The 9,177-nt window shown below is 67.8% G+C and carries 10 protein-coding genes; 3 read left to right on the top strand and 7 right to left on the bottom strand.

What is annotated here, in order from left to right:
- Positions 1-23: 23 nt before the first annotated feature.
- Positions 24-428 (bottom strand): VOC family protein, encoded by a 405-nt coding sequence (locus E1261_RS40565; protein ID WP_132415074.1) that lies wholly within the window; start codon positions 426-428, stop codon positions 24-26.
- 102 nt (positions 429-530) lie between these two features.
- On the opposite strand from E1261_RS40565, the gene E1261_RS40560 reads away from it, so the two are divergent.
- Positions 531-1,199, top strand: a complete 669-nt coding sequence (locus tag E1261_RS40560; protein WP_132415073.1) for a hypothetical protein — start codon at positions 531-533, stop codon at positions 1,197-1,199.
- Here E1261_RS40560 and E1261_RS40555 read toward each other — a convergent pair.
- Genes E1261_RS40555 through E1261_RS40545 form a run of 3 tightly spaced genes read right to left on the bottom strand, consistent with a single transcriptional unit; the run spans position 1,196 to position 3,410 of the window.
- Complete coding sequence (locus E1261_RS40555) at positions 1,196-2,140, bottom strand: alpha/beta hydrolase (RefSeq protein ID WP_132415072.1); 945 nt, start codon at positions 2,138-2,140, stop codon at positions 1,196-1,198. The two genes, E1261_RS40560 and E1261_RS40555, sit on opposite strands and share 4 nt — an antisense overlap.
- Positions 2,137-2,658: a DinB family protein gene (locus tag E1261_RS40550; RefSeq protein WP_132415071.1), complete on the bottom strand. Its 522-nt coding sequence runs from the start codon at positions 2,656-2,658 to the stop codon at positions 2,137-2,139. The genes E1261_RS40555 and E1261_RS40550 overlap by 4 nt, the downstream gene beginning before the upstream one ends.
- 53 nt (positions 2,659-2,711) lie before the next feature.
- The gene (locus E1261_RS40545; RefSeq protein ID WP_132415070.1) at positions 2,712-3,410 is read right to left on the bottom strand and encodes a TetR/AcrR family transcriptional regulator; all 699 of its coding nucleotides are present in this window, start codon (positions 3,408-3,410) and stop codon (positions 2,712-2,714) included.
- A 97-nt stretch (positions 3,411-3,507) separates the two neighbouring features.
- On the opposite strand from E1261_RS40545, the gene E1261_RS40540 reads away from it, so the two are divergent.
- Positions 3,508-4,482: an alpha/beta hydrolase gene (locus E1261_RS40540; RefSeq protein WP_272948642.1), complete on the top strand. Its 975-nt coding sequence runs from the start codon at positions 3,508-3,510 to the stop codon at positions 4,480-4,482.
- Positions 4,483-4,508: 26 nt separating this feature from the next.
- On the opposite strand, the gene E1261_RS40535 is transcribed toward E1261_RS40540, so the two are convergent.
- Positions 4,509-5,156: a DUF1345 domain-containing protein gene (locus E1261_RS40535; RefSeq protein ID WP_132415069.1), complete on the bottom strand. Its 648-nt coding sequence runs from the start codon at positions 5,154-5,156 to the stop codon at positions 4,509-4,511.
- Positions 5,157-5,199: 43 nt separating this feature from the next.
- Positions 5,200-5,622 carry a MarR family winged helix-turn-helix transcriptional regulator gene (locus tag E1261_RS40530; RefSeq protein WP_238176756.1) on the bottom strand — a complete coding sequence of 141 codons (423 nt, stop codon included), beginning with the start codon at positions 5,620-5,622 and terminating at the stop codon, positions 5,200-5,202.
- Positions 5,623-5,760: 138 nt separating this feature from the next.
- On the opposite strand from E1261_RS40530, the gene E1261_RS40525 reads away from it, so the two are divergent.
- A complete protein-coding gene (locus E1261_RS40525; protein WP_238176755.1) occupies positions 5,761-7,611 on the top strand; it encodes an ABC transporter ATP-binding protein in 1,851 nt (616 codons plus the stop codon).
- Positions 7,612-8,143: 532 nt separating this feature from the next.
- Here E1261_RS40525 and E1261_RS40520 read toward each other — a convergent pair.
- On the bottom strand, positions 8,144-9,177 hold a 1,034-nt coding region (locus E1261_RS40520), incomplete at its 5' end, for a protein kinase family protein (RefSeq protein ID WP_238176754.1).

Here is a 9,177-nt window from a genome sequence, read left to right as displayed (position 1 = left end):
CACCAGTCCCGCCGATCCAACCTCTACCCGTCCGTCGGTACACCCCCGGCCCCCGCCCCGGGGGATCGGGGGCGTTGGCCGAGGATGAGGGAGTTGCCGTCGGGGTCTTGGGCTCGGGCTATGCGTTCGCCCCAGGGCTGGTCGGTCGGCTCCTCCAGGATGGGGGCGCCGGCTTGGCGGATTCGTGCGGTGGTGGCGTCGCAGTTGTCGACGTAGAACCAGAGGGCGATCGAGCCCGTGCTGGGCTGGTGGTCGAGGTCGTGGCCCAGGCCGAGGGAGGCCTTGCCGACGTGGAGTCCGACGTAGCCGGGTGGGCCCTCGGGTGGGAAGCGGTAGTGCTCGACTGCGCCCAGGGCGTCGGTGTAGAAGGTCAGCAGCCGGTCCAGGTCGGCAGTGGTCACGATCGGGAACACATCGTCGGCACCCATCAGGGTCCTCCTTCGCTCGTCGGTTACCTGAGCCTGACGAACAGGCTGCCCCCAGATCGACAGCCACGCTTGAGAGGGGCCGGAATTGGGCACTGGAACAGCATGCAGAGGTACGTCGGGGTGCGGTATTCCCGGATCTGGCGCGCTGCTGTTGGTGCGCTGGCCGGGATTGGTGTGCTGGCGGCCCTGGTGCTGGTGTCCCCGGGGCCGAACTTGGCGACGTTCTTGCTCGCCGCGTTCATGGCGGGGTCAATTGCGATCAGCTTCGGGTTGTCCTGCGAGCAACCGCCGGCCCAGGTGTTCAGGGCGGCGCCACGGTGGGCAGCGCTCGCTGGTGTGAGTACGGTGGCGAGCCTCGGGTACGGCGTCGCCGCGGGATCCGAGGTGTTGCTCCTGCTCCTGCTCGTCGCCGGAACGTCGCCACCGGTGGCTGCGTGGCTCGGCTGGATCGACCCGACGCCTGAGACCAAGGCCAAAGTCAAAGCACGCCCCAAGCGGGTCGTCGTAGAGCCGGCCGACGTCGAGCTCCCCGAGCTGAAGCCGGCCGACCAGCTGAGTGAACTGTCGGCATCCGAGCTATGCCTGGCCTGGCGCCGCAGTTTCACCGAGCTACAGCGACCCGAGCACTGGTCCGCGACGATCGACGTACGGCGTGCTTATCTGGACGAGCTCGAGCGGCGGTACCCCGAGGAGTTCGCCGCCTGGATGGCGTCCGGGCCGCGTGCGGCCAGCGACCCGGGGCGTTTCTTCAACCACGGCGCCGACCGCTAGAACACTTCCCGCAGATGCGCGCCGATCAGTTCGACGGCGTGCCGGCCTGCCGAGAGGACGGCTGGGAAGTTCAGGAACGCGTGCATGGTGTCGGCGTACTCGACCAGTCTGACCGGTGCATCGAGACGCTCGGCGTAGTGGCGGGCGTCGTCGCGGAGTGGGTCGCGGCCGGCGGCGAGGATGAGGGCGGGCGGGAGTCCGGCGAGAGATACGGCACGCAGCGGTACGGCGGCCGCCGGCAGCTCGCCGGTGGGGAAGTACTGAGCGGATGACCAGCGACCGGGGGCGATGCTGAGGAAGGTCCCGTCGAACAACCGGTACGACTCGGTGTCCTGCTCATGATCGAGACTGGGATAGCAGAGGATCTGGTGGTCGGGGAGCGGGCTGCCGTTGTCCCGGGCAACGAGACACGCTCCGGCGGCGAGCGCGGCACCGGCGCTCTGACCACCGACCGCGATCCGGCCGTCGCCGTTCAGGTCGGCGCTGTGTTCACGGATCCAGCTCAGGGACTCATTGACGTCGTGAAGCCCAGCTGGGTAAGGGTTCTCCGGGGCCAGTCGATAGTTGAGGGAGACAACAACAACGTTGCCGGCGGCAGCGATCCGGGAGGTCGTGTACTCGATGTCGCGGAGGTGACCGCCGATGAATCCGCCGCCGTGCAGCCAGAGAACCACTGGCGCCGGCTTGCTGGTGTGAACCGGTTGATAGACGCGCGCCTCGAGTGTGCGTCCCGGCAGGATGATCCGGAGGTCGCGCGGGTTCGTCCGCGGATCGACGGTGCCGGCCAGCGCGGGATCCGGGAGTTCCAAGCGATCCTTCAGCAGCGCGTCGTACGGGTCGAGCTCAGGACCGGACGGCTCGTTGGCGAAGCGGTTGAGCAGGGCCTGGGTCTCACCGGCGAAGACCAGGCTGTCGATGCTCTCGGCAACTACCGTGCTCATGCGGCCTTCAGGTGACGCGCCGCGTGCCCGAAGACGCCGTGCCCCGGGGGAGTCGACACGTACTCGGTCAGCGCTCCGATCCCACCGTCGTACCCGCCGCCCGTTGCCGGATCGTTCCACGCGGCGTCGTCGTACTGCTCGATCTCGGCCAGCAGCGCAGCGCCGACGCTCTGGTAGCGGTGCAGGGTCAACTCCGACGGGATGTGCCGCCCGGCCTCGACGCCGCCGACATTCAGGGCGCTGCCGGCCTCGGGGGTCTCCCAGCGCGGATCCAAACTCCAGTGCAGGCGCCCGTTCCGGGCGTCGCGCAGGGCGGCGAGGGTGATCTCGTCCCACATCAGCACGTGCCCGAGCAGATCGTGCAACGAGTCGCAGAAGTGGCCGAGCGGTCCCGCGCTCAGCTGGTACGGCGCTCGCAGCTCGTCCTCGGTCAGCCCGGCGACCGCGGCCAGCAGCAGGTCTTGGTCGTCCCGCAACAACTGAGCGGCCTCAGCAGGTGATGTCTTCGCAATACGCATGCCACGACCAAACCATCGGTGTCGCTGCGGATCCCGTCGATTGAGCGAACTGCTCAATCGGTGAGGCCAAGATCGGTCAGGGTCTCGATGACAGGTCGGCCGGGTGGTGCCGCGGTGGTGAGGCCGCGGATGCAGGCGGTCATCACCATCAGGAAGTAGTCGCCGCTGGAGATGGCCGGCAGTTCGGCGTGGACGGGGGCGAGGACCTCGTCGGACGCGAGCAGGGCGTAGACCTTCTCGAGCTCCCGTTGATGCGGGCCGTCGTGGTACGGGCGGTGCCGCTCCTCGGCGGCGCTCAGGTTGATGGCGAGGGAGGCGACCGTTCCGGACAGCATGACCGCGCCGGCGGCGCCGTACCCGCGTCGTCCGAGCGCCTCGACTGCCTCGCGCTGCAGGCGCAACCCGGAAGCACCACGCGGGAACAGAGTCTGCAGGTACGCCGCTAGTCCCGGCCGGTCGACGATGAAGGTGTGGAGTTGCAGGGCGAACGACAGCAGGTGGGCGTTCAGGTCGTCGGCCGGGTCGTCGATGATGTGCAGCTCGGCGAGGATCGCCTCGCCGACGACTGACTCCAGGCCGAACTTCCCGTCGACATGGCGGTACAGCGCGGCCGGGGTGACGCCGAGCGCGCCGGCGACGCCGTTCACGGTGAGGTCGGCGAGGCCGAGGCGCAGCCCTTCGCGCTCGATGTCCGCGAGTCCGATCTGCGCCTGCCGGCCACCCGTCTTGCGCCGGGGCGAAGTCCCTGTCACAACCCTCCCTTAGTCTGCTGACCCCTAAGTTATGGTACTAACTTAGATATGCACCGTGACCTACGGTGACTGTTCCTTCTCTCCCCAGGAGATCATGGTGAGTGAGCACCGCCCCACCCGGAGAACTCTGCTCAAGGCCGCCGGTGGCCTGACAGTAGCCGCCGGCCTCGGCGCCGGAACCATTCTGGCAACCTCGGTCGCGGCCAGCGCAGCCGACGACGGTTTCGGGCTGCACATCGTCGACAGCAACCAGGGCGATCCGCGGATGTGGTACTACCGCTTCCAGACCGCCGAGATCGGCTGGCAGCCTGCGGTGAACGTGCTGCTGCCCGATGGTTACCACGACGACGGCCGGCGCTATCCGGTTCTCTACCTGCTGCACGGGGGTCTGCAGGACTTCATCACCTTCGACCGCGAGGGCATCCGGGCGTGGACGGCGGGTAAGCCGATCATCATCGTGATGCCGGACGGAGGAAAGGCCGGCTGGTACTCCAACCCGGTCACCACCAATGTCGGCCCGCGCAACTACGAGACCTTCCACCTCGAGCAGTTGGTCCGGTGGATCGACGCCAACTTCCGCACGTTCGCCGAGCCCGCCGGACGTGCAGTGTCCGGCTTCTCGATGGGCGGCTTCGGCGCCCTCAAGTACGCCGCCAAGTACTACGGCCACTTCGCCTCGGTGAGTTCGCACTCCGGTCCGGCCAGCATCCGGCGCGACGGCGGCCTCGTCGCGCAATGGGCGAACGCGTCGTCGGCCGCGGTCGAACTCAACGGCGGGACGATCTACGGCGTCCCCTGGGACGAAGCCCGGGTCACCGCCGACAACCCGATGCAGAACCTCGAGCGCTACCGAGGCAAGCGCATCTTCCTCGTCGCCGGCACCTCTCCCAGCTCCGACCCCGGTGACTACATCAACGAAACCCAGGTCCTGGCCGGGCACCGGGAGTTCCGGGCAGCCCTCGATCAGGCCGGCATCCCGTACACCCACTACGAAGACGGCGGCGGCCACTTCATCCGCCACGACCGCATGATCGAAGACATCGACGGCATCATCAACCACCTGCGGAGCTGACCGGGCGAGCGGGGCCTTCGGCGTGACTACTTTCCGGTGAAGGCCCCGATCGCGATACCGAGAACGGCAGCGTTGTAGAAGAACGACAGCACCGAATGCCAGATCACCGCATGCCGGACCCGCCGGTTGGTGACCTCGACATCGGACGTCGCGAACGTCGCCCCGATCGTGAAAGCGAAGTACGCGAAGTCGAGGAAGTTCGGCGTACTGGTTCCCGGGAACGTGACGCCGTGGCCGGTGCCGAAGTAGAGGTTCGCGTAGTGCATGGCGTACCCGACATGCAGAATCAGCCAAGCCAGTACGACGGTCGTTGCCGCCAGCAAGCGGATGATCCAGACATCCCACTGGGTGCCGTCGTCCTCAGCATCCACCGACACGATCAGCATCCCGCTCGACAGTCCGGCCGCACTGGCTACGAGCAGTGCCCCGTAGCGCAGTCGCATCAAACGTGCCGATAGCAACCAGTCCGGTGTCCCCTCGGCATCAGCCGCCTTGCGACCGCGCCGCATGCTCCACACCTGTCGGGCCAGGAAGGCGAGAGCCAGGATGTCCCAGACCATCAGGGATGGGATTGTCCAGGTGACCAGGAAGTTGGGGACCCACAGCACTGGCAGCAGTACGACGCCTGCCGCTGCGAGTAGCGCCCGCGTGACCCCGTCCCACCACCTCAGCACGTTCGGATGCTAGCGATCGCCGTACCGAATCGTGGGGAAGTTGTCAGTCGTCGGCGAGGCGGTTCAGCAGGGATAGCAGGGTGGACTGTTCGGCCGGGGTGAGGCGGTCGAGGAGGGTGACCATCGCGTCGCGGCGGTTGCGGCGGAACTTGATGAGCAGGTCGGTGCCGGCCGGGGTGAGGGCGACCAGGGTGGCGCGGCGGTCGTGCGGGTCGGGCTGGCGGGCGAGCAGGCCGCCGGCCTCGAGGTCGTCGACGACGGAGGTGGCCGAGCGGGGGACGATGCCGAGCTGGGTTGCGAGCTCGCTCAGGCGGAGTGGGCGGTCGGCCTGGTCGAGCGTGCGCAGGACGCGGAAACGGCCGTGGGTCAGGCCTTCGACGTCGGCCTTCGCGGCCCGCCGCTGTCTCCGCACGATGCCGTCCAGCCGGGTGGCGATCTGTTCCGCGGTGTCGTCGGACGCATTCACGGGGTGAGCCTATCGGGGAGGGGTCTTGTGAGTTTGCCTCATAGTGAGTTAACCTCAGCATATCTGATCCTGAACCGAAAGGCCTCAATGTCACAGATCTCCGGAATGCCGGGCTCGGGAGGCGGTGGTGGGCGGGCGATGCGCTCACTGCTGAAGGACTCCTCCGTCCGGCACCACAAACTCTCCGCGGGCACCCTGCGCCGCATCGCCGGTTTCGCCGTTCCCTATCGCCGCTACCTGGCCGCCTTCCTCGTGCTCATCGCGATCGACGCCAGCGTCGGCGCGGCCACTCCGCTGCTCTATCGCGAGATCATCGACCGCGGCATCGTTCCCAAGAACACCGCGCTCGTCATCTGGCTGGCGCTGGTCGTTGCCCTGCTCGCACTCGTCAGCAGTGCTGTCACGCTGGGCCAGCGCTGGTTCTCCGCGCGGATCGGCGAAGGGCTCGTCTACGACCTGCGCACCTCCGTCTTCGACCATGTGCAGAAGATGCCGATCGCCTTCTTCAGCCGCACCCAGACCGGTGCGCTGATCCAACGGCTGAACGGTGACGTCCTCGGCGCCCAGCAAGCCTTCACCTCAACTCTGTCGAACGTCGTCAGCAACGTCCTCAGTGTCACCTTGGTGCTCGTTGCGATGTTCGTGATGTCGTGGCAGATCACCCTGCTCGCTCTGGTCCTGCTGCCGCTCTTCATCCTCCCGGCCCGGTTGATGGCCGGTCGGTTGCGCGAGGCAACGGCCGAGACGTACCGGCTGAACGCGACGATGGCACAGACCATGACCGAGCGCTTCAACGTGGCCGGCGCGATGCTGGCCAAGATCTTCGGTCGCAGCCAGGAATCGTCGAAGGACTTCGCCGACAAGGCCGCGCGCGTACGCGACATCGGTGTCACGACCTCCATGTACGCCGCAATCTTCCGCGTCTCGCTCACTCTGGTCGCAGCGCTCGCCGTGGCCCTGGTCTACGGGGTCGGCGGCGTCTTCGCCGTACAGGGTGCTCTCGGGATCGGGACGGTCGTTGCGTTGACCGCCTATCTGAACCGGCTCTACGGCCCGCTGACCGCGCTCTCCAATGTCCAGGTCGACATCATGACCACGCTGGTCAGCTTCGAGCGGGTGCTCGAGGTGCTCGACCTTCCGCCGATGGTTGCCGACCGCAAGGATGCGAAGGAGCTCCCGGCTGACGTCGAGCCGTCGCTCGAATTCGACCAGGTCCATTTTCACTACCCGTCTGCGGCCGAGGTCTCACTCGCTTCACTCGAGTCGGTGGCGACGTTGTCGGCCGAGACTGGTGAAGAGGTGCTCAAGGGCGTCAGCTTCTCGGTCCGCCCCGGCGAGATGGTGGCCGTCGTCGGCCCATCCGGCGCCGGCAAGACCACGCTCGCTTCGCTCGTCTCCCGCATGTACGACGTCACCGGCGGCGCGATCCTGGTAGGCGGGCACGATGTCCGCGAGGTGTCCCAGCGCTCACTGCATGACGTGATCGGTGTGGTCACCCAGGACTCCCACATGTACCACGACACCATCCGCTCCAACCTGCTGCTCGCGCGGCCGGACGCGACCGAGGCCGAGCTGCATGAGGCACTCGTGGCGGCTCAGATCGGGCCCATGATCGAGAGCCTGCCCGACGGTCTGGACACCGTGGTCGGTGATCGCGGCTACCGCCTGTCCGGCGGCGAACGCCAGCGGCTGGCCATCGCCCGCCTGCTCCTGAAGTCGCCCTCGATCGTCATCCTCGACGAGGCCACGGCCCACCTCGACTCCGAATCCGAGGCCGCCGTACAAGCCGCCCTCGCCAACGCCCTCACCGGCCGCACCTCCCTGGTCATCGCCCACCGCCTGTCCACGATCCGCAACGCCGACCAGATCCTCGTCCTCGACAACGGCCAGATCCGCGAACACGGCACCCACGAAGAACTACTAGCCGCCGCCGGCCTCTACGCCGAACTCCACACCACCCAGTTCGCAACCCCCGCACCCGCCGCCTGAGCTTCCGGGCCGTGGTCGCCGCGCGGAAAACGAGGGGATCTCCCTTCACGTTGCCGGTTCTCTGGCCGAATTTTGGCCGGAGAAGGGGCACATTGAGGGGATATCCGGGCTCTTTGGTTGTTGGTTCTGTACGGCGGGGGTGGTGGCGGTGCCCTCGGATGCGGCCGGTCTCGTGCGGCCGAAACGGCTGAACCTCGTCCACGTACTGGGGACCGCGGACACGCGATCAGATGTCCGGGGTCCCCAGCTGCTGACCGCAGCACCACCCGGCCCACCTGCACGCCGCGCAGCAGAACGCCGTACCCACAACGTCCGAAGGACACGCGCGCCTGGTCTTCGGATCTTCGGACGTTGTGACGGGGATGGTGGCGAACTCGCACATCGGACAGGAGAACCGGGTTGCCCGTCAGAGGTTGAGGGGCGCAGCCCGGACCGCCACGCCATCACAACTGTGCGTCGGGGGCCCGTCCACGCCTGAGGTGCGGGGTGGGCGGCCGATTGTGATGGCCTGCAGGTTCGCGCTATGAGCGGCCTAGCGGCTGGCGGCCAGGGACTCGGTGAAGGAGCCGGGGGGTGGGGCGAGGTTTCGGCGGTGGTGGTTGTCGAGTTGGCAGCGGGCGTTGTAGCAGCGGACCCAGGTGGCTGCCGCGTGGGCGACGGCTCGTTCGGCGGGGGAGAAGGGGCGGATGTGGTGGTAGTCGTCGACGAAGGCGGCTACCTCCTCGGCTGATGGAGCGTCAGGGGGTTCGGGCGAGCCTTGGGTGAAGGCGCCGGCGCAGAGGCCGACGACTGCTGGTTCGGGGGCGTAGATGAGGCTGTCCCAGTCGTAGGCGGCGACGAAGGTGTCGTTGCGAACGCAGACGTTCTGCCAGACCCAGTCGCTGTGACCGATGACGTGCGGAAGATCGTCGGCCGCGCGGAGAACCTCCGCCGCAGCGTCGGCGGTCTCGTCGATCCACCGAAAGCCACGCACCGGCGCTGAGAAGTCGAATACCGGGTCATGTGGCTCGGGCCAGGCGCCCGCCGTCCAGTCCGCCCACGCTGGTCGGCCCGTGACGAGTGCAATGCCATCCAGGTTGCGCAGGGCATCGATCTGTACGGCGAGAGCGGCCGCCATCGCCGCGCGAGCCGCTGGGGCGTGCGGGCTTCCGGTCGAGGTGCCGGTCAGACGTTGCTCGACGACTGCGAGTACGCCGGTCGTGCGCGACGGGCCGTCGAGGACGCGGGCGCAACCGAACCCTGCCGAGGCGAGCGCGTTCTGTGCTCGTACGACGGTCCGCAGGCGTTCGAGGTCCGCGCCGGGACGGAACGCCTTCAGTACGACGTCGCGGCCATCCGTCAGGTGGAGGCCGAAGACCGCCCCGATGTCGCCGCCGCTGAACTGGATCGACTCGAGGCCCGTGCCGAGGTGGTCGCGCAGATGGCGTTCGAGCCACGCACATGTGGCTCGGGCCAGGCGCCCGCCGTCCAGTCCGCCCACGCTGGTCGGCCCGTGACGAGTGCAATGCCATCCAGGTTGCGCAGGGCATCGATCTGTACGGCGAGAGCGGCCGCCATCGCCGCGCG

Source organism: Kribbella albertanoniae (genome assembly GCF_004348455.1).
Classification (GTDB): domain Bacteria; phylum Actinomycetota; class Actinomycetes; order Propionibacteriales; family Kribbellaceae; genus Kribbella; species Kribbella albertanoniae.
Note: the sequence above shows the minus strand (reverse complement) of the source record. Positions and strands in the feature narration are given on the sequence as shown.

Coding starts and splice junctions, on each gene's coding strand:
- E1261_RS40565 (WP_132415074.1), bottom strand. CDS start 428: ATGGGTGCCGACGATGTGTTCCCGATCGTGACCACTGCCGACCTGGAC.
- E1261_RS40560 (WP_132415073.1), top strand. CDS start 531: ATGCAGAGGTACGTCGGGGTGCGGTATTCCCGGATCTGGCGCGCTGCT.
- E1261_RS40555 (WP_132415072.1), bottom strand. CDS start 2,140: ATGAGCACGGTAGTTGCCGAGAGCATCGACAGCCTGGTCTTCGCCGGT.
- E1261_RS40550 (WP_132415071.1), bottom strand. CDS start 2,658: ATGCGTATTGCGAAGACATCACCTGCTGAGGCCGCTCAGTTGTTGCGG.
- E1261_RS40525 (WP_238176755.1), top strand. CDS start 5,761: ATGCGCTCACTGCTGAAGGACTCCTCCGTCCGGCACCACAAACTCTCC.